The sequence below is a fragment of the Streptomyces sp. NPDC001530 genome, from assembly GCF_042894545.1.
Taxonomy (GTDB): domain Bacteria; phylum Actinomycetota; class Actinomycetes; order Streptomycetales; family Streptomycetaceae; genus Streptomyces.
Window position 1 is genome coordinate 441,343 of sequence record NZ_JBIAVS010000002.1, and the last position, 19,697, is coordinate 461,039.

A 19,697-nucleotide genomic window follows, 5' to 3' on the forward strand; every position below is an offset into this window, starting at 1 on the left:
GCCGGGGGTGGGTGGGGGCTTGTCGCGCTGTACCCCGCGCCCCTTCAGGGGCGCGGGGAACTGCGCAATCTTTTAGGGGGTCTGGGGGCGCAGCCCCCAGATACGGGACGGGTAGGGGCGGAGGGGGCGAAAACCGTCTACCCCAGCACGTCACCCACCCGCACCCGCCGGAACTCGATCGTCTCGTACGTCCCCGTCGCGCCCGTCTCATAGAGGAGACCGACCCGGCTCGCGCCGAGCTGCACGAGGTCGGAGTACGCGGCCCGCTGCGAGGAGAGGGTCTTCGCCTTGGTGAAGGTCGCACCGGCGTCGTTGCTGCGCCAGATGGCCATGGACTGTCGGGCGGTCGGGACGGAGGGGCCGGAGAAGAGGAGGGGAGCGGAAGGGCCGGTCAGTTGGAGGACGCTCGCCTGGACCACGGGGACGTCGTTCAGGGTGGGCTGGATCGCGTAGGGGCGATCCAGGGTCTCCCCGCCGTCGCTGGAGTAGGAGTCGAGGCGGTTACCGGTACTCGTGCCGTTCTGGTCCCGGGACGTGAAGTACAGCCGACCATCGGGAAGTTCCGCCACCCCGCTCTCGTTCGCGTTGTCGACCCCGTCGTACGAGTCGTCCACGAAGCCCAGCCGCCACGTGACCCCGCCGTCGTCGCTGTAGAGGGCATGCGCCCCGTAGTACTTGGGCTCCTGCCCGGTGTCGGCGGAGCCCGGCGGCGGCGCGGCGGAGTGGTTGGCGGGGACGACGAGGCGGCCGGCGTGCGGACCGTGGCGCAACGCGATCGCATGGCCCGGCCCGGTGGCGTACCACCGCCAGCTCGGCAGCTTCACCTCCGCCGTGATGTCGCGTGGAGGCGAGAAGTGGCGGCCGTCGTCCCGGCTCGTCTGGACGAAGACGCGGCGGCTCTGCTCCGCGGTGACCTCACCGCGCATGATCTGCGCCTCGGTCACCGCACCGCTGTTGTAGGACGTGAGGAGGACGACGCTGCCGGTGCGGGGGTCCACGACCGGCGCCGGGTTGCCCCGGGTGTCGCCGTCCCCGGACGCGACGACCCGCAACGGACCCCACGTACAGCCGCCGTCGAAGGAGCGTCTGAGGACGACGTCGATGTTGCCGGTGTCGCCCGCGCTGTTGTGTCTCCCCTCGGCGAAGGCGAGCAGCGTGCCCGCGCGGGTGGTGACCGTGGCGGGGATGCGGTACGTGTCGTAGCCGCCCTGACCCGCCGTGTACGGCACGGAGGAGGTGCACCCCCGGCTCGCGAGCGGCGCGCCCGACGCGGTGCCGGTGGCCGCGAGCGCGGTGAGCAGTCCGGCGGCCGCCGCCAACGCGACCCTTCGGCTTGTGACAGTCATGGCACTCCCTGGACTGGATGGACGCAGACATGGGACGTGTGACGTATGACGTATGACGTATGACGTGCGACATGGGATGTCCAGGAGAACCTAGTGCGCCCAGGGAGACACAGCAATATCCGTGCCGCTACGGCGTGTTGATGTGGCGTCAGCTCAGCACGCGGCGCCGGGAGTGACGAGTCCCGACTCGTACGCCACGATCACCAGCTGGGCCCGGTCGCGGGCGCCCAGCTTGCCCATGATGCGGCTGACGTGGGTCTTCGCAGTGAGCGGGCTCAGGCCCAACGCTCCGGCGATCTCGGTGTTGTTGAGGCCGCGCGCGACCAGCGTCAGCACCTCGCGCTCGCGGCCGGACAGTCCGTCCGGGCCACCCGCCGCGGGCGCGGAAGCCGACGGGCTGCGCAGGAAACTGGCGATCAGACGGGCGGTCGGGCCCGGCGAGAGCAGGGCGTCCCCGGAGGCCACCGTACGGATGGCGTCGAGCAGCTCGGCGGGTCTCGTGTCCTTCACCAGGAAGCCGGACGCGCCCGCGCGCAACGCCTCCGCGATGTGCTCGTCGGTGTCGTACGTGGTGAGGACGAGGACCTTGACCCCGGCCAGGTCCTCGTCGGCCGCGATCAGCCGGGTCGCCTCGATGCCGTCCAGGTCGGGCATGCGGATGTCCATGACGACCAGGTCGGCCCGCGCACTGCGCGCCAGATCCACCGCCTCCCGGCCGGTGGCCGCCTGCCCGACGACCTCCATGTCCCGCGCCGACTCCACCAGCATGGCGAACGCGGCCCGCACGAGCGTCTGATCGTCGGCGAGCAGTACGCGGATGGTCATCGGGGCTCTCCGCCTCGTTCGAGTTCAGGCGCACCTATGGGGCCGGATACGCGTGCGGGGTCATGTGGACGATCGGGATCGGAGACGCGTACGGGATCAGAAGCGCGTACGGGATCAGACGCAGGTACGGGATCAGAGGCGCGTACCGGAACAGACGCGCGTACGGCTTCGACATCCCGTACAGACGTCACAGACGTCCCAGACGTCCCAGCCGTACGCGTGGAACCCCCCGTCCCCAGCGGCAGCACCGCCCACACCCCGAACCCACCCCCCTCCCGCACCCCGGCCTCCAGTGTCCCGCCCACACTACGAGCCCGCTCCCGCATCCCCACGAGCCCGAAGCCGGGTGTGCCGCCCGCGTCGCCGACGCCGTCGTCCGTGACCGTCACATGCAGGGCCCAGCCCTCCGACCGCAGGTCGACGCGGACGCTCACGTCGGGACCCGCGTGGCGTACGGCGTTGGTGAGTGCCTCCTGGACGATGCGGTAGGCGGCGGCGCCGACGGCGGTCGGGACGTCGCCCGCCTCCACCGCGACCTCCGTCTCCACCTCGGCGCCCGCGGTCCGTGCCGCCGTCACCAGGTCCCGCACCCCGTCGAGCCCGGGCAGCGGCCCGCGCCCGTCGCCGCCGAACTCGGACGCGCGCAGCACCTCCAGGGTGGTGCGCAGTTCGCCGCGTGCGGTGCGGCAGGTCTCGGAGATGTCGTCGAGGGCCTGGGCGACCGCCGTACGGTCGAGGCGGTCGGGGTCGGCGGCCAGGACGTGCGCGGCGACGGACGTCTGGACGCCGATGAGGGTGATGCTGTGGGCGAGCAGGTCGTGCAGGTCGCGGGCGATGCGCAGGCGTTCCTCGGCGACGCGGCGGCGCGCCTCCTCCTCGCGGGTCCGTTCGGCGCGTTCGGCGCGTTCGAGGACCGAGGTGACGTACTGGCGGTGCACGCGCACATACACGCCGAGGACGAGAACCGCGACGACCCAGCCGGTGACGCGCAGCGCCTGAGCGCCCTCGGCTGCGCCCTGCCCGAACTTGACGGTGAGCATGATGCCGATGACGCCGCCGCCGACCAGGACGGAGCGCCGCGGGCGCCCCGTCATGGCGACGGTGAACAGGGCGACCAGCGCGACGACCAGCGGGGCAGTGTGGTTGAAGTCCAGCGCGTGGTACGGGCCGACGCAGGCGATGAGCGCGAGGAACGCGGCGAGCGGGGCACGCCGCCGCCACACCATCGGGACGTGCGCGGCGATCAGGAGGGTCCAGCCGAGCCCGTCCGGCCGACGGCCGTCGCCGCCGACCGTGAGCGCCACGGACACGTCGACGACCAGCATCGCGGCGGTGAGCAGCACGTCCTGGCGCAGCACCCGCGCGGGGCTGACGCTCCTGCGGTGTGCGAAGCCCGTGAGCAGTATGCGTTTGGCGTCCACCGGTTCATCCTCCGCCAGGGGGGTGCCCCTCCGGGAAGAGGGGCACCCGACATGATTCAGCCGACGGCGACGGGTGTTGTCTTCTGCGGGGACTCCGGCGGCTCCGGCTCCTTCGACAGGCGTCCCGGCCACCACACCTTCCTCCGCAGCGCGACGCTCGCGCTGGTCACCAGGTACGTCCGGACGAGGAACGTGTCGAGCAGCACCCCGACCGAGATCACGAACCCGAGCTCGACGAGCTGCACCAGCCCCATGTTCGTGAGTACGGCGAAGGTCGCGGCGAGGACCAATCCGGCCGAGGCGATCACCCCTCCCGTCGTCCGCAGCGCGGTCAGTGCGGCGGTGACGGGTTCGGCGCCGGACAGCGACTCCTCCCGCATCCGGTGCATGAGGAAGATCCCGTAGTCGACGCCGAGCGCGACCAGGAAGACGAAGGACAGCAGCCCGAGCCCCGGATCGGTCCCCTCGAACCCGAACAGCGGCCCGAAGACCAGCCCGCCGATGCCGAGCGTCGCGCCCCACACCGCGATCACGGCGGCGACCAGCAGCAGCGGGGCGACCAGGCTGCGCAGCAGCGCGATCAGGATCAGCAGCACGGAGACGAGCACGATCGGCACGACGACGAGCCGGTCGCGGGCGTTGGTGTCCTGCAGGTCGATCTGCTGGGCGCTCGGGCCACCGACGTACGAGCCCTGGAGATCTCCCCGCAACGACTTGATCGTGGCGGTCTCGGCCGCCGACTGGGGCGCGCCCCTGGCGATGACGGAGATCTCGGTCCAGCCCTTTCCGCTCCGGCCCCGCTCGGCGCTCGCGACCCCCTGGTGGTCACGGACGGCGGCCAGCGTGGCGTCCGCCCGCCCGGTGGGGGTGATCACGGTGATCGGCTGGGTGCCCTGCCCCGGGTACGCCGTGGCGAGTGTCTCGATGGCGGCGACCGAATCCGGCTTGTGGACGAAGGAGTCCTGCTGCTTGAGACCGCCGGGCAGGTTCAGGGCGCCCAGGGCGAGCGCCCCGAGGAGTACGGCCCCGCCCGCGAGGACGGCGTACGGCCGGCGCCCGGCGGAGGACCCCATCGCGGCGAACAGGCTCCGCCGCTGCTTGGGCGTACTCCCGTACGCGGGCACGAGCGGCCAGAACACCCGGCGCCCGAGCAGGACGAGTACGGCGGGCAACAGGGTCAGCATGGCGACGAGCGCGCACAGCACCCCGACGGTGCCCATCGGGCCCATGCCCCGGCTGCTGTTGAGGTCGGCGGCGAGCAGGCAGATCAGTCCGGCGGCGACAGTGCCGGAGGAGGCGAGCACGGCGGGCCCGCAGCCGCGCAGGGCCGCCCGCATGGCGTCGTACGGCCGCTCCAAGCGCCGCAACTCCTCCCGGTAGCGGGAGATGAGCAGCAGCGCGTAGTCGGTCCCAGCGCCGAACACGAGGATGGTCATCATGCCCGAGCTCTGGCCGGTGATGCTGGTGCCGAACGCCTCGTGGAGCCCGTACGCGACACCCATCGACAGGTAGTCGGCGACGCCCGCGACGGCGAGCGGCACCAGCCACAGCAGCGGGCTGCGGTAGATGAGGATCAGCAGGACGGCGACCACGGCGACGGTGGTGTAGAGCAGCGGTCCGCCGAGGGAGTTGTAGACCTCGGCGGCGTCGGTGGCGAGCGCGCCGGGGCCGCCCACGTCGACGCTCATCCCGTGCTCGCTGCGGGCGACCTCGCGTACGTCGTTGACGAAGGCGTCGCGCTTCTTCTCGTCGGTGCCGGGCGCGGAGCTGGCGACCGGGTACATCACCGTGGTCCCGTCCTTCGACGGGACCCCCTTCGGGGGTGCGGTGAGCGGGTTCTCCTGGGTGATCTCGGCGATCTGGCGGGCGGCCGTGGCGCGGTCGGCGGCGCTCAGCCCGCCGTCGCGATGGTAGACGAGCACCAGCTCGGTGGTCTCGCCGCCGGGCAACTGGTCCTCGATCTTGGCCACTTGGGTGGAGTCCGCGCTCGCCGGCAGATAGTCCACGGCACGGTCGTGCTGCACGTCCGCAAGCTTCGACGCGAACGGACCGACGGCCGCCAGCACGGCCACCCAGAGCCCGAGCAGCACCCAGGGCACGGCCCTTCGCCGCGTACGCGCGCTCGTCGTCCGCGTGGTTGTCTTTCCGGGCCCCATGACGGGGTCCTCCCCTCCTGGCCGGGTGTCTGGACAGTCACCAGGCTCCCGGCGCGCGACGTCTGGTTCGTCGCGCGGGAGGGCGAGTTCGGGGCTACTCCGAGGGGTGGCCGAACGGGGGGATTACTCCCTGGGGAGTATTACGACGGCGTACGCGCCGCCACCAGCAGCCGCGTCACATCGTCCGAGCAGATCGTCAGCGCCGCGCCCACGGTGGCCAGGACATCGCGCTCGCCGGGGGTGTACGGCCCGTCGGCCAGCGCGATGCGGGCGCCCTGGAGGAGGATCGCCTCCCGGCCGGTCGGCGCGAGGTGCGGGGCCAGCGGGTCCAGGGCCTCGTGGAGCTCTATGGCCAGACTCGCGCCGCACGGCTCCCCCGAGACGCGGCCGGTGTCGGCGGCGAGCGCCTCGACGAGGGCGCCGAGCTGGTCCTCCGTGCAGTCGTCGAAGCCGGCCGAGCGGACCGCTCCGGCGGCGGTCTCCAGGGACGTACGGGCGCAGGTGCCGCCCGCGGCGAGGACGGCGAGGGCGACGGTGTGGACGGCGTCACGGAGCATCGCCGAGAAGCGGGTGGTGGTGGGGTGGTCGAGGACGTCGGCGCCGTAGTGGTGGCGGCAGGCGGCGCATTCGACGACGGGTCCGGTCTCGCCGCGCGGGAGGACGGGAACGCCGAGGAGGGTGAACCGGCGGCGGCCGGTCAGGCGCTGGTAGTTGCGGTCGCCTCCGCAGCCGGGGCAGAAGAACTCGCCGTCGCCGACGGTCGTCCACGCGGTACGGGTGCCCAGAATGCGGGAAACCTGAACTGCACGACCGTTTCGTCCCCGTCCTGGCAGCACCGTCGCACACCTCCGTAACCCCGCGGCAACATCGCCGCGCTGGCGTGATGTTAGCCACATTGTTGATGTGGAGTCAGTACCCCTGACGAGACCTGCCCGTGACCTCCACTTGGATTGGCCGGTATACGACGCGGCCCCGCCCGCCTTCGAAAGGCGGACGGGGCCGGAAAGAACCAGGTGAACGAGGTCAGCGGGCCGCGCGGTTGACCGCGGAGACGACGGCCTTCAGCGAGGCACGTGTCGTGTTCGCGTCGATACCGATTCCCCACAGGACCTTGTCGTCGATCGCGCATTCGATGTACGAGGCGGCCTGCGCGGAGGCGCCCTCGCTCATCGTGTGCTCCTGGTAGTCAAGCAGGCGTACGTCGATGCCGACGGACTGCAGGGCGTCGAAGAACGCGGAGATCGGACCGTTGCCGGTACCGGTCAGGACCGTGTCCGCGCCGTCGACCGAGGCCTCGACCGTCAGCGTGTCCACGCCGTCCTTGTCCGTCGTGGACTGGCCGTTCTTGACCTGGATACGACCCCACGCGTTGTCGGGGTTCGGCAGGTACTCGTCCTGGAAGGTCGCCCAGATGTCCTTCGGCGTGACCTCGCCGCCCTCGGCATCCGTCTTCGCCTGGATGATCTTCGAGAACTCGATCTGCATGCGGCGCGGCAGGTCCAGCTTGTGGTCGTTCTTCAGGACGTAGGCGATACCGCCCTTGCCGGACTGCGAGTTGACACGGATGACGGCCTCGTACGAGCGGCCGACGTCCTTCGGGTCGATCGGCAGATACGGGACGGCCCACTCGATGTCGTCGACCGTGACGCCCTTGGCGGCCGCGTCGGCCTCCATCGCGTCGAAGCCCTTCTTGATGGCGTCCTGGTGGGAGCCGGAGAAGGAGGTGTAGACGAGGTCGCCGACGTACGGGTGGCGTGCGTGGACCTCCATCTGGTTGCAGTACTCCCACGTACGACGGATCTCGTCGATGTCGGAGAAGTCGATCTGCGGGTCGACGCCCTGCGAGAACAGGTTCATGCCCAGGGTGACCAGGTCGACGTTGCCGGTGCGCTCGCCCTGCCCGAACAGACAGCCCTCGACGCGGTCGGCGCCGGCCATCAGCGCCAGCTCTGCGGCGGCGACGGCCGTACCGCGGTCGTTGTGCGGGTGGATCGACAGGCAGACGTACGCGCGGCGGGACAGGCTGCGGCCCATCCACTCGAAGCGGTCCGCGTGCGTGGAGGGGGTCGAACGCTCCACCGTGGCGGGCAGGTTGAGGATGATCTCGCGGCCCGGACCGGGCTGCCAGACGTCCATGACCGCCTCGCAGACCTCCAGCGCGAAGTCCAGCTCGGTGTCGGTGAAGATCTCGGGGCTGTACTGGTAGCCGAACTCGGTCTCCGGGCCCAGCAGCTTCTCGGCGTACTCCATGACCAGGCGCGTGCCGTCGACGGCGATCTGCTTGATCTGGTCCTTGGAGCCGCGGAAGACGACCCGGCGGAAGACCGGGGCGGTCGCGTTGTACAGGTGGACGTTCGCGCGCTTGGCGCCCTTCAGCGACTCGACGGTCCGCTCGATCAGGTCCTCACGGGCCTGGGTCAGTACGGAGATCGTCACGTCGTCGGGGATCGCGCCCTCTTCCTCGATGATCGAGCGCACGAAGTCGAAGTCGGTCTGGCCGGAGGCGGGGAAGCCGACCTCGATCTCCTTGTAGCCCATCTTCACCAGCAGGTCGAACATCTCGCGCTTGCGGGCGGGCGACATGGGGTCGATCAGAGCCTGGTTGCCGTCGCGCAGGTCGGTGGAGAGCCAGCGAGGGGCGACGGTGATCCGGTTGTTCGGCCAGGTGCGGTCGGGGATGTCGACCTGCTCGTACTGGCCGTACTTGTGGATCGGCATGGACGTGGGCTGCTGGCGGTTCTGGCTGTTCGCCATGGTGCGTGGGCTCCTCGTGGTGTCCGGAAAGGACGGCCGACGGCGCAACGCCAGACTCCGCGGGGAGGGGGTCGGCCTCGACTACAGGCCCTCGCCGCGGCAGCTAAGGAGAAGCAGCCCGAAACGCATGATGCTCCGCAGCCTAGCCGAGCCGTGCTCCTCGCGGGGGGCCGTATCAGTATGCGGGATCGCTGGAGCATTTTGGACAAATAGTGCTCCATACCACTTTTCTGCGGAGCGTGGGCCTCCTTATCGCCCCATTTCACCAATCTTGGTTGCAGGTAGTGACAGTGGCATAACTCAGTGCAAGGGTGCCGGGCATGACGACCAACGGGGGCTTCGAGCCCGTCTTCTGCACCATCGTGCCGCCCCACGTCCTCGACAAGCTCGCCCAGCACGAGGACCCCGCACTCGCCGGACCCGCGCGCCAGACCCTCGAGCGCGACGCCTACGAGCGCACCCACCGCCGGCTGACCACGGTCATCGGCGCCCCGAGCGTCGCCCCGCCCAGGGAAGCGGCCGAGGAGAAGCCGCACCGCACGATCTACGACGCCCGCCACCACCAGGACCTGCCCGGCAAGAAGGTCCGCGGCGAGGGCGACAAGCCCGGCAAGGACGCCACCGTCAACCGCGCGTACGCCGGTCTGGGCGCCACCTTCGAGCTGTACCTGAAGGCGTACCAGCGCAACTCGATCAACGGCGAGGGCCTGCCGCTCGACGCCACCGTGCACTTCGACCAGAACTACAACAACGCGTTCTGGAACGGCGAGCAGATGGTGTTCGGCGACGGTGACGGCGAGATCTTCCTCGACTTCACCATCCCGGTCGACGTCATCGGCCACGAGCTGACCCACGGCGTCACCCAGTACACGGCGAACCTGACCTACTTCGGCCAGCCGGGTGCCCTGAACGAGTCCATGTCGGACGTCTTCGGCTCGCTGATCAAGCAGTACACGCTCGGCCAGACCGCCGCCGAGGCCGACTGGCTGATCGGCGCGGGGCTCCTCGCCCCGCGCGTCACCGGCACGGCGCTGCGCTCCATGAAGGAGCCGGGCAGCGCGTACGACGACGACGTGCTCGGCAAGGACCCGCAGCCCGCCACGATGGACCACTACGTCCGCACGGGCCGCGACAACGGCGGTGTCCACATCAACTCCGGCATCCCCAACCACGCCTTCTACCTCGTCGCCCAGGCCCTCGGCGGCCACGCGTGGGAGCGGGCCGGACAGATCTGGTACGACGTCCTCACCGGCGGCGAGCTGGAGTCCCAGGCGAGCTTCGCCGACTTCGCCAAGCTGACGGTCGCGCAGGCGCGCGGCCGCTACGGCGAGGGCGAGGAGCTCCAGTCCGTACTGAAGGCCTGGGAGCAGGTCGGAGTACCGAGCACGTAGCGCTCGGGTAGCACCGTCCGCCGACTCGTACTAGACAGGAACCATGCGTATTCAGGTGAGGCGCACGGGCGGGTTCGCGGGCATCGAGCGCTTTGCCGAGGTGGACACCTCGGAACGCCCCGACGCCCACGAGTGGCACGCCCTGGCCGAACAGGCAATCGCCGCCGGCCGGGGCACGCCTCCCGTGGGCGTTCCGGACGGCTTCAAATACCAGATCACGGTGGACGACAAGACGGTGTACGCCGCGGATCCGAGACTGACGGAGGAGCAGAGGAAGCTGATCTCGAGGGTGCTGAAGGAGGGCGCGTAGAAACCGGGCGTTCGAGGGGAGCGCCGGTCACGGGGCGCGGGGCCCCTCCCCCCGTAGGCGCCCCCGAAAGCCATAACGCCTAGTTCACTCCGTACCGTTGACTTCTGTTACCGCCGGTACGGATGATCGCGCGCATGGCGACGAACCCCCTCCCGCAGTTCCCGCCCGGCTTCCTCTGGGGCGTGTCCACCTCGGCCCACCAGATCGAGGGGGCCGTGACCGAACGCGCCCCCTCGGTATGGGACGCGTTCACGGCCGAACCCGGCCGAATAAAGGACGGCTCGAACGCGGAGGTGGCCTGCGACCACTACCACCGCTACCCAGAGGACGTCGCACTCATAGCCGGCCTCGGAGTGGACGCATACCGCTTCTCCATCTCCTGGCCCCGCGTGAACTCCCCCGGCGGCCTCGACTTCTACGACCGCCTGGTGGACGAACTCTGCGCCGCGGGCATCCGCCCGGTGCCGACCCTCTTCCACTGGGACCTGCCGGTGGAGCTGGACTGGCTGAGCCGGGACACTTCCCAGCGCTTCGCCGAGTACGCGGCCGTCGTCGCCGCACGCCTCGGCGACCGCGTACAGAAGTGGATCACCCTCAACGAGCCTGCCGAGCACACCCTGTTGGGCCATGCGCTCGGCGCCCACGCCCCCGGCAAGCAGCTCCTGTTCGACGCGCTGCCGGTGGCCCACCACCAGCTCCTCGCCCATGGCCTCGCCGTACAGGCGCTGCGCGCGGCCGGAGTCACCGACATCGGGATCGCCAACTCGCACGGCCCGACCTGGGCGGCATCGCGCCGCACCGAGGACGTGGAGGCCGCGGACTTCTACGACCTCCTCCTCAACCGGCTGTTCGCCGACCCACTGCTGCTGGGCCAATACCCGCAGGGCATCGGCGAGTTGATGCCAGGCGACGTCGAGTCGGACCTGAAGGTCATCGCGGAGCCGCTGGACTGGTACGGGATCAACTACTACCAGCCGACCAAGGTGGGCGCCCCCGAGGGCGCCGAGATCGAGTTCAGCGGACTGACCCTGCCCGCCGAACTCCCCTTCTCCGTCCGCGAACTGGAGGGCTATCCAGTCACGGACTTCGGCTGGCCCGTCGTCCCGGAAGCGCTCACCGAGCTGCTGGTCGGCTTCCACGAGCGCTACGGCGACCGGCTCCCGCCCGTGGTCATCACCGAGAACGGCTGCTCGTACGAGGGCATCGACGACCAGGAGCGGATCACCTTCCTGGACGGTCATGTCCGGGCGCTGCACCGGGCGTGGGAGCAGGGCGTGGACGTACGCGGCTACTTCGTCTGGTCGCTGATGGACAACTTCGAGTGGGCGGAGGGGTACGCACGCCGCTTTGGTCTCGTCCACGTCGACTACGACACGCTGGAGCGGACTCCGAAGGCGTCGTACGCGTGGCTGCGGGACGCCCTGCGGGCGCAGAGATGACCACCGAGGACTCCGTACGGCTGACCGCTCTGGCCGAGCCCGTCGAGCGGGTCGGCCGGGGCTGGACCTCGGCGCTCTCGCTCGCCAACGGGGCGATCTGGGTGGGCTGGTACGGCCCGCTGCAGATCCTCCTCGCCTCCCAGGCGGAGGACTTCGCGCCCGGCACCGGCATGTCGAAGGAGACGATGCTCGCCTGGGTCACGGGCGCCGGCGCGGTCGTCTCCCTGGTCGCCAACCCCCTCTTCGGCGCCCTGTCCGACCGCACGACCGCGCGCTGGGGCCGCCGTACGCCGTGGATCGTGGCGGGAGCGGCGGGCGGCGCGCTGTCCCTGCTGCTCCTGGCCGGCGCGGGCGGCATGTGGACGATGACGGTCGGCTGGTGTCTGGTCCAGCTGACGCTGAACGCCGCCTTCGCCGCGGTCACGGCGGCCGTGCCCGACCGGGTGCCACGGCTCCAACGGGGTTCTGTGGGCGGCTGGTTGGGCGCGGCCCAGATCCTGGGTGTGGTCGGCGGCACGGGCCTCGCGACGGTGACGGGAGGCGTGGGCGGCGGGTACGCGGCGTGCGCGGTGTTCACGCTGGTGGGCGTCCTGCCGTACGTACTCCGTTACCAGGACCTGCGGCTGCCCGCCTCGGCCCGGCCCGTCTGGTCCTGGCGCGCCTTCCTGACCTCCTTCTGGCTGAGCCCGCGCCGCTACCCCGACCTGGCCTGGGCCTGGCTGACCCGCTTCCTGATCAACCTGAGCAACGCCCTCGTCCTCCTCTACCTGCTCTATTACCTGAGGGACCGCCTGCACTACGACGACCCGGACGAGGGCGTGCTGATCCTCACGGCGATCAACGGCGTCACGCTGCTCGCCACCGTCGTGGTGGGCGGGGTGTGGTCGGACCGGGTGGGCCGCCGCAAGCCGTTCGTGATCTGGTCGGGCGTCCTGATGGCGGTGGCCACGGCGGCCCTGTCCGGCTGGCAGACCTGGCCGGGCGCGATCGTCGCGGCGGCGGTGCTGGGCATCGGCTTCGGCGTCTTCACGTCCGTCGACTTCGCCCTGATGACGGACGTCCTCCCCAAGGCCCTGGACCGCGGCAAGGACCTCGGCGTCATCAACATCGCCAACGCCCTCCCCCAGGTCGCCGCCCCCGCGCTGGCCGCGCCGATCGTGACGTATCTGGGCGGATACCGGGTGCTGTATCTGGTGGCGGCGGTGATCGGGCTGGCGGGGGCGGTGCTGGTGGGGCGGATCAAGGGCGTGGACTGAGCGGGTACCTGCCCGCTGAGCGGGCGACTGCCGGCTGAGCGGGCGACTGCCGGCTGAGCAGCTACCTGCTTACAGCGCGCCCGCGTCCTGGGCGGTCCAGACCGACGGGTACAGCGGGCGGTAGCCCAATTCCCGTCGGATTCGGGCCGTGGACACGATCCCGAACCAGGGATCGGGGTCCGTGCGCTCGTACAGCGCCGACGGGATGTCGACACCGTTGAGCTGGTGCAGATCGACAGTGGTGACGGGGGCGTCGTCCGCGATGTTGTAGATGGCGCCCGCCGCGCCCGGGGCGTACAGCAGGCGGCACAGGCCCTGCGCGACATCCGCGTGGTGGACCAGCTGGAGGCGCTGGGTGGCGGGCCAGTGCGCGGCCCACCGCATCGACGCGGCGAGATGCGGGTCGCCTTCGCCGTAGACGAAGGCGAGACGCCCGATCCGTACGTCCATGCCGCCCTCCAGGGCGAGAAGGCCCCGCTCCGCCTCCCCCTTCGACGCCGGGTACGCGCCCCACATCTCGCCGCCGGGTACGGTCGGGTCCTCCTCGGCGAGGGGGCGGCCGCGGCCCGTTCCGTAGACGAGGTTCGTGCTGACCTGCACGAAGCGGCGTACGCCGGAGGTCACGGCCGCGCGGCCCAGCTCCAGCGCGGCGTCGCGGTTGACCGCCCACGCCTCCTCGTCGGGTACACCACGGAAGGCGGCCGCGATGTTCACCACCGCGTCAGCGCCCGCGAGGGCCTTGCCGAGCGCCTCCGCGTCCCGCAGATCACCGACCGCGACCTGGGCGCCGAGGTCGGCGAGGGCGGCCGCCTTCGCCTCGTCGCGGACCAGGACCCGTACCTGGTCACCCGGGGGCGTCTGCTGCAGCAGACGCGGTACGAAGCGGCGGCCGACCTCACCGGTGGTTCCTGTCACCAACGTCAACATGATGGGTTCCTCTCGTCGGCCTTCAGCGTCTCCCCGCGCTCACGGCGGCGGGAGAGACCTCCTGATCCGGGGACTGGCAGTGCCTGGATAAGACGGGCGGGTTCGGCCAGGCTGGAGAGGTGAACCGAGCCGAACTCGCCGACTTCCTGCGCCGCAGCCGCGCCCGGCTGGAGCCCTCGGACGTGGGGCTCACGGCCGGCGCCCGACGCCGTACGCCGGGCCTGCGCCGCGAGGAGGTGGCGGCGCTGACCGGGATGTCCGTGGACTACTACACGCGCCTGGAGCAGTCGCGCGGCCCGCGCCCGTCACGGCAGATGCTGGGCGCCCTGGCGCGAGCGCTCCGGCTCACCGGCGACGAACGGGACCATCTCTTCCACCTGGTGGGCGAGGAACCACCGCGCGCCGAGAGCGCCTCGGCCCACGTCCGCCCCGGCCTGCTCCTGATCCTCGACCGGCTGCACGACGCGCCCGCGCAGGTCATGACCGACTACGGCGACGTGCTCGCCCAGAACGCGATGGCGGCGGCCCTGGTGGGCGAGGCGGGCACCGACCGCAATGTCGTACGGCGCTTCTTCACCGATCCGCGGGCCCGCGCCCTCTTCCCGCCCGAGGACCACGCCGAGCTGGCCCGCTCCCATGTCGCCAACCTGCGCGCCGTCACCGCGGCCCGCCCGGACGACCCGGCCCCGGCGCGCCTGGTGGCGGAACTCCGCGCGGCGAGCGAGGAGTTCGACGGCCTCTGGCAGTCCCACGAGGTGGCTGTGCGGCGCGCCTCGACGAAGAGATTCCTGCACCCCACCGTCGGGCTGCTCAACCTGGACTGCGAAATCCTGCTCAGCTCCGGAGACAACCAACTCCTGATCGTCCACACGGCCCGCCCCGGCACCGAGTCCCACGAACGCCTCCAACTGCTCCGCGTGGTGGGCCTCCAGGACATGTCACCGACAGCAGGCCGCCCCTGAAAGGCTTTTCTCCGCCCCCAGGAGCGCCCCATAAGGGGCGCGGGGAACTGCGCGACAAGCCCCCACCCACCCGCAGAAGAAAGACAACCCAGGGGGTCTGGGGGCGGAGCCCCCAGGTACGGGACGGGTAGGGGCGGAGGGGGCGAACAACCCAACCCGGCGCCCAACTTCGGCCACTTTTGATGACCGTTGAAGGAAAGCGTCGGCATGCCTTGCAATCGTGAGCCACCCGCGCATCAATGGAACCGCACGTTCCGACGGACCGTCAGATACGCCGCCGCATGGCGCCCCGCACCCCACTCGCGGACGGTCCGCGTACACATCTCCCCGCACACTCACCAGCGCACAGAGGTGAGGAGCCAGTGTGCCCGGACAGGGCGGCAGGCGACGGCACCGTCCCACCATCCCCACATGGCAATTCCCGTACAAGGGAAGGGAATCCGATGAGAGCCAAGCGACTCGGAACCGCCGCGGCGTTAGCCGCCGGCACACTCGCCGCGACCGGCCTGGCCTTCGCGCCGACCGCCGCGGCCGTCACCCCGCAGACGGCCACCATCAACGCGACCTGCAGCATCGGCGGCAGCGGCGAGGCCACCCTCACGGCCACCCAGAACGGCACGGCCGCGACCATCACCCTCAGCTCCACCGACATCACGGCCCCGATCTCCATCGGCCAGGACTCGATCAGCTCCACCCTGACCATGGTGAAGGCGAGCGGTGGCACCACCGTGTTCTCCGGGACGAAGAACCCCGCCATCTCCGCGGGCGGCGGCGTCTCCGTAGGCCCGCTCGACGGCACGGTCGCCTCCGGCGACAGCCTGGAGGCCTACGGCGGCTCCCTCCAGATGGTGGTCTTCGGCATCACCATCACCTGCACCGCGGACGCACCGCAGTCCCCGGGCCCGTTCGTGTTCGAGTAGGCCCCCCACGCACACAGACCGGTGCCGCCCGCGCGCAGCGGCACCGGTTCAGGCGCGGCATCCCCACCCGTCCCAGCTGTGGGCATGCGTGCCGCCAGGGGCGGCACGGGTGGGCACAGCGGCACCCCGTACCCCCACCCCGACCTCAGCCCCGGTGCCGGGGAACCATGGTGCGATACGGCACCCGGCACAGGTGGCTGTGCCCACCCTCCCCCAAGTTCTCGGCTTCGCTCGAACAGGGGGGACCCCCATCGCCCAACGGGACGACTGCCCACAGCGGTAGCGGGAGCGCCGGCGTCGGCGGGCAGCGGCAGTGGGGAGCAACGGCGCTCACCCGTTGCCCGCAGCCGGGCGCCGGCTCAGAGCGCGTCCGGCCCGCGCTCCCCCGTCCGCACCCGCACCACCGTCTCCACCGGCACCGCCCACACCTTCCCGTCCCCGATCTTCCCGGTCTGCGCGGCCTTGACCACCGCGTCGATGACCGCGTCGGCGTCCGCGTCCTCGACGACGACCTCGATACGGACCTTGGGGACGAGATCGACCTGGTACTCGGCGCCGCGGTACACCTCGGTGTGCCCGCGCTGACGCCCGTACCCACTGGCCTCCGTGACGGTCAGCCCGTGCACGCCGATTTCCTGGAGCGCGGTCTTGACCTCGTCGAGTCGGTACGGCTTGACGATCGCGGTGATGAGCTTCATTCCTGGGTCTTGACCTTCTGCGCGGTGGGGACGGAGGAGACGGACGACGTGACCGGGGCACCGTGGCCCAGGACCCCGTGATCGTAGGCGCTCTCGGCGTGCACCGTAAGGTCCAGGCCGGTGTACTCCTCGTCCTCGCTCGCCCGGAAGCCCATCACCTTGTCGATGATCTTCCCGATGCCGTATGTGACGGCGAAGGCGTACGCCCCGACGGCCACCACGGCGACCAGCTGCTTGCCGAGCTGGCCGAGCCCGCCGCCGTACAGGAGCCCCTCGGCGCCACCGGTCATCGACTCGGTCGCGAAGACGCCGATGAGGACGGTGCCGATGATGCCGCCGACCAGGTGGACGCCGACGACGTCCAGCGAGTCGTCGTAGTTCAGCTTGAACTTCCAGCTCACGGCGTACGAGCAGACGACACCGGCGGCGAGACCGACGACCAGCGCGCCGAGCAGCGAGACCGACCCGCAGGACGGGGTGATGGCCACCAGACCCGCGACCGCGCCGGACGCCGCGCCCAGCGTGGTCGGGTGGCCGTCGCGCTTCTGCTCCACGAAGAGCCAGCCGAGCAGGCCGGTGCAGCCGGCGGCGAGGGTGTTGAGGAAGGCGGCGGCAGCGAGACCATTGGCACCCAGCGCGGATCCCGCGTTGAAGCCGAACCAGCCGAACCACAGCAGTCCCGCGCCCAGCATCACCATCGGCAGGTTGTGCGGCCGCATGGCGTCCTTCTTGAAGCCGAGGCGCGGGCCGAGGACCAGGCACAACGCGAGTCCGGACGCGCCGGAGGTGATCTCGACCGGCAGACCGCCCGCGAAGTCGAGCGCGCCCAGGTTCTCGAGGATCCAGCCGCCCGGGCCCCACACCCAGTGGGTGACGGGAACGTATACGAGCAGCGCCCAGACCGGCACGAAGACCAGCCACGCGCCGAACTTCGCGCGGTCCGCGATCGCACCGCTGATCAGCGCCGCGGTGATGATCGCGAAGGTGAGCTGGAAGGTGGCGAAGAGGAGGGTGGGGACCGTGCCCTGGACGCTGTCCGGGCCGAGGCCCGCCATGCCCGCGTGCTTCAGGCCGCCGATCAGCCCGCCGAAGGCGTCGTCGCCGAACGCGAGCGAGTATCCGGCGGCCAGCCACACCACCGTGACCAGGGCGATCGACACGAAGCTCATCATCAGCATGTTGAGGACGCTCTTCGTGCGGACCATCCCGCCGTAGAACAGGGCGAGGCCCGGCGTCATCAGGAGGACGAGCGCGGTGGCGGCGAGCAGCCAGGCCGTGTCACCGGTGTCGATGTGCGGGGCAGCCAGGGTCACGGTCTCTCCAGCGGTCCGGGGGCGTCGTCAGAGAGTCACCGGCCCGCGTTTCCGGTTGTGCACGTCCGCGTTTCCGGTGTGTTTCGTGTTGCGCGGGGGTTTCCGGAAGCTCACCGCGCACGGCGGGGGCGCCCAGAGGCGCTCGGCGTGCAGTGGGGGCTTGTGGATCAGGGACAATGGGCGCCATGAGCGTTCGTACCCCGTCATCCAAGCCGTCCGAGGCCACCCACCGCGCCGGCTTCGCCTGCTTCGTGGGCCGCCCCAACGCGGGCAAGTCCACCCTTACGAATGCTCTGGTCGGCCAGAAGGTGGCCATCACCGCGAACCAGCCGCAGACCACGCGGCACACGGTACGGGGCATCGTGCACCGGCCCGACGCCCAGCTGATCCTGGTGGACACCCCGGGGCTGCACAAGCCGCGCACGCTGCTCGGCGAGCGGCTCAACGACATCGTGCGCACGACGTGGGCCGAGGTGGATGTGATCGGCTTCTGCCTGCCCGCGAACGAGAAGCTCGGTCCCGGTGACCGTTTCATCGCGAAGGAACTGGCGTCCATCAAGAAGACGCCGAAGATCGCGATCGTCACGAAGACCGACCTCGTGGACAGCAAGACGCTCGCCGAGCAGCTCATCGCGATCGACCAGCTCGGCAAGGAACTCGGGTTCGAGTGGGCGGAGATCGTGCCGGTGTCGGCGGTCGGCGACAAGCAGGTGGACCTGCTGGCCGACCTGATCGTCCCGCTGCTGCCGGAGGGCCCGGCCCTCTACCCCGAGGGCGATCTCACCGACGAGCCCGAGCAGGTCATGATCGCGGAGCTGATCCGCGAGGCCGCGCTCGAAGGCGTCCGCGACGAGCTGCCGCACTCCATCGCCGTCGTGGTCGAGGAAATGCTGCCCCGCGAGGGCCGTCCCGCCGACAAGCCGCTCCTCGACATCCACGCCTTCGTCTACATCGAGCGGCCCAGCCAGAAGGGCATCATCATCGGCCCCAAGGGCAAGCGCCTGAAGGACGTCGGCATCAAGTCCCGCAAGCAGATCGAGGCACTGCTGGGTACGCCGGTCTTCCTCGACCTCCACGTGAAGGTCGCCAAGGACTGGCAGCGGGATCCCCGGCAGCTGCGCAAGCTGGGCTTCTGAGACGGTATTCCGCCCCCTCCGCCCCTACCCTTCCCGTCCCCGGGGGCTCCGCCCCCAGAGCCCCGCTTCTTGGCCTGAACGGCCTTGTCCTCAAGTGCCGGACAGGCCAAGGAGGTTGTCAGAGGGCGTCGTTACACTCCCGCCCATGACCAACGTGGATGAGGTGGATGAGTACGTGCAGCATCCGGAGCCTCCCGTCGCGGGGGACGAGACCGCCACCCTGCTGGGCTCCCTGGAGCGGCAGCGCGCGACCTTGGCGTGGAAGTGCGGGGGGCTGGACGCGGCCGGGCTGAGGGCCACGGTCGGCGTTTCGTCGATCACCCTGGGCGGGCTGCTCAAGCACCTGGCCCATGTCGAGGACGACTACTTCTCGGGGCGGCTGTTCGGGCGCGAGCCCAGTCCTCCGTTCGACATGGCGGACTGGGACACCGACCCCGAGTGGGACTGGCGCCTGGCCGCCGAGGAGGCCCCCGAGCAGGTCTTCGCGCTGTGGCGGGACACCGTGGCCCGTTCCCGCACCCTGGTCGCCGAGGCCCTGGCCGACGGCGGCCTGGACCGCCCGGCCGACCGCAAGTGGCCCGACGGCCGGTCACCCAGCCTGCGCCGCATCCTCATCGACCTGATCGAGGAGTACGCACGACACGTCGGCCACGCCGACCTCATCCGGGAGTCGGTGGACGGCTTGGTGGGCGAGGACCCCCCACGCTGACAGCGCCCCCTTTTACACCCCCGGGCGGGCACCAATTCACCCCGCCCGGCACCATCCAGCCCACCCGCCGCCCCCGAGAACGAGCCCGCAGGCCGGATCCCACCCACCCACGGCGCACCATCACCCCCCCCCGC

16 protein-coding genes and 1 pseudogene are annotated in these 19,697 nt (G+C 70.7%); 8 read left to right on the forward strand and 9 right to left on the reverse strand.

Annotated features, from left to right (window positions below):
- Positions 1–137 precede the first annotated feature (137 nt).
- The 6 genes and pseudogenes from ACFY0T_RS04870 to leuA all read right to left on the reverse strand — a co-directional run bounded on the left by ACFY0T_RS04870 (position 138) and on the right by leuA (position 8,502).
- Positions 138–1,346 (reverse strand): exo-alpha-sialidase, encoded by a 1,209-nt coding sequence (locus ACFY0T_RS04870; RefSeq protein WP_388864584.1) that lies wholly within the window; start codon positions 1,344–1,346, stop codon positions 138–140.
- A gap of 153 nt (positions 1,347–1,499) precedes the next feature.
- A complete protein-coding gene (locus tag ACFY0T_RS04875) occupies positions 1,500–2,171 on the reverse strand; it encodes a response regulator (protein ID WP_388864586.1) in 672 nt (223 codons plus the stop codon).
- A gap of 218 nt (positions 2,172–2,389) precedes the next feature.
- A pseudogene (locus ACFY0T_RS04880) lies at positions 2,390–3,577 on the reverse strand (sensor histidine kinase); the annotation flags it as partial.
- 71 nt (positions 3,578–3,648) lie between these two features.
- Entirely contained in the window at positions 3,649–5,748 is a 2,100-nt protein-coding gene (locus ACFY0T_RS04885) for an MMPL family transporter (protein WP_388864588.1), read from the reverse strand.
- 140 nt (positions 5,749–5,888) lie between these two features.
- Complete coding sequence (locus ACFY0T_RS04890; RefSeq protein ID WP_388864589.1) at positions 5,889–6,584, reverse strand: TerB family tellurite resistance protein; 696 nt, start codon at positions 6,582–6,584, stop codon at positions 5,889–5,891.
- A gap of 187 nt (positions 6,585–6,771) precedes the next feature.
- Positions 6,772–8,502: a 2-isopropylmalate synthase gene (leuA, locus tag ACFY0T_RS04895; RefSeq protein ID WP_388864591.1), complete on the reverse strand. Its 1,731-nt coding sequence runs from the start codon at positions 8,500–8,502 to the stop codon at positions 6,772–6,774.
- A 320-nt stretch (positions 8,503–8,822) separates the two neighbouring features.
- Between leuA and ACFY0T_RS04900 the strand changes: the two genes are divergently transcribed.
- The 4 genes from ACFY0T_RS04900 to ACFY0T_RS04915 all read left to right on the forward strand — a co-directional run bounded on the left by ACFY0T_RS04900 (position 8,823) and on the right by ACFY0T_RS04915 (position 12,898).
- A complete protein-coding gene (locus ACFY0T_RS04900) occupies positions 8,823–9,893 on the forward strand; it encodes a M4 family metallopeptidase (RefSeq protein ID WP_388864593.1) in 1,071 nt (356 codons plus the stop codon).
- Positions 9,894–9,936: 43 nt separating this feature from the next.
- Positions 9,937–10,203, forward strand: a complete 267-nt coding sequence (locus tag ACFY0T_RS04905) for a protealysin inhibitor emfourin (RefSeq protein WP_388864595.1) — start codon at positions 9,937–9,939, stop codon at positions 10,201–10,203.
- Between the two features lie 122 nt (positions 10,204–10,325).
- Positions 10,326–11,642 carry a GH1 family beta-glucosidase gene (locus ACFY0T_RS04910; RefSeq protein WP_388864597.1) on the forward strand — a complete coding sequence of 439 codons (1,317 nt, stop codon included), beginning with the start codon at positions 10,326–10,328 and terminating at the stop codon, positions 11,640–11,642.
- A complete protein-coding gene (locus tag ACFY0T_RS04915; protein ID WP_388864599.1) occupies positions 11,639–12,898 on the forward strand; it encodes an MFS transporter in 1,260 nt (419 codons plus the stop codon). The genes ACFY0T_RS04910 and ACFY0T_RS04915 overlap by 4 nt, the downstream gene beginning before the upstream one ends.
- 69 nt (positions 12,899–12,967) lie before the next feature.
- On the opposite strand, the gene ACFY0T_RS04920 is transcribed toward ACFY0T_RS04915, so the two are convergent.
- Positions 12,968–13,825: an NAD-dependent epimerase/dehydratase family protein gene (locus ACFY0T_RS04920; protein ID WP_388864601.1), complete on the reverse strand. Its 858-nt coding sequence runs from the start codon at positions 13,823–13,825 to the stop codon at positions 12,968–12,970.
- 119 nt (positions 13,826–13,944) lie between these two features.
- On the opposite strand from ACFY0T_RS04920, the gene ACFY0T_RS04925 reads away from it, so the two are divergent.
- A complete protein-coding gene (locus ACFY0T_RS04925; protein WP_388864603.1) occupies positions 13,945–14,787 on the forward strand; it encodes a helix-turn-helix transcriptional regulator in 843 nt (280 codons plus the stop codon).
- 443 nt (positions 14,788–15,230) lie between these two features.
- Positions 15,231–15,707 (forward strand): hypothetical protein, encoded by a 477-nt coding sequence (locus ACFY0T_RS04930; protein ID WP_388864604.1) that lies wholly within the window; start codon positions 15,231–15,233, stop codon positions 15,705–15,707.
- A 359-nt stretch (positions 15,708–16,066) separates the two neighbouring features.
- Here the strand turns inward: ACFY0T_RS04930 and ACFY0T_RS04935 are convergent, their stop codons facing one another.
- The gene (locus tag ACFY0T_RS04935) at positions 16,067–16,405 is read right to left on the reverse strand and encodes a P-II family nitrogen regulator (RefSeq protein ID WP_388864606.1); all 339 of its coding nucleotides are present in this window, start codon (positions 16,403–16,405) and stop codon (positions 16,067–16,069) included.
- Positions 16,402–17,718, reverse strand: coding sequence for an ammonium transporter (locus ACFY0T_RS04940; RefSeq protein ID WP_388864608.1), 1,317 nt, complete (start codon positions 17,716–17,718; stop codon positions 16,402–16,404). The genes ACFY0T_RS04935 and ACFY0T_RS04940 overlap by 4 nt, the downstream gene beginning before the upstream one ends.
- 176 nt (positions 17,719–17,894) lie before the next feature.
- Here ACFY0T_RS04940 and era point away from each other — a divergent pair, with 176 nt between their 5' ends.
- Both era and ACFY0T_RS04950 read left to right on the forward strand, forming a co-directional pair.
- A complete protein-coding gene (gene era / locus ACFY0T_RS04945) occupies positions 17,895–18,854 on the forward strand; it encodes a GTPase Era (RefSeq protein WP_388864609.1) in 960 nt (319 codons plus the stop codon).
- 145 nt (positions 18,855–18,999) lie between these two features.
- Positions 19,000–19,563 (forward strand): DinB family protein, encoded by a 564-nt coding sequence (locus tag ACFY0T_RS04950; protein ID WP_388864611.1) that lies wholly within the window; start codon positions 19,000–19,002, stop codon positions 19,561–19,563.
- Positions 19,564–19,697: the final 134 nt, after the last annotated feature.